Here is a 468-nt window from a genome sequence, read left to right on the forward strand (position 1 = left end):
CCGTCGAACTGGTCGCCTTTCAGCCAAGGTCCAGAAGCGTGCATAATCTCGCCGATAAACAGCAATTCAGGAAATTCAGACTTCAGTTCCCGGCGTAAACGGGTCCAGAATCGCGGATCAACTTCATTGGCCACATCCAGGCGCCAGCCATCGATTCCCGCCTCACGTACCCAGTACTTGGCAACCTCGATCATATAATCCGCCACCGCAGGATGATCCATGTTCAGCTTGGGCATACTTGCTTCAGCCTTGCCGAAGGTCTCGTAATTTGGAGGAGATTGCGTGACCGGATAAGAGTTAAAGATGAACCAATCCTTATAGAGAGAGTCTTCCCCTTTTTCCATCACATCTTTGAAAGCAAAAAAGGTATCCCCCGAATGATTGAACACCGCATCGAGAATGACCCGGATTCCATGACGATGCGCATTGCTCACAAGATCCTTGAGCCCGTGTGCATCCCCGAATGCA

At 50.6% G+C, this 468-nt stretch carries 1 protein-coding gene; it reads right to left on the minus strand.

The window, feature by feature from the left end:
• Nucleotides 1-434: alpha-amylase family glycosyl hydrolase (locus tag ACNPNW_RS05500; protein ID WP_448766675.1), on the minus strand; the 434-nt coding region annotated here is incomplete at its 3' end.
• Nucleotides 435-468: the final 34 nt, after the last annotated feature.

This window comes from Acinetobacter endophylla (assembly GCF_053543775.1).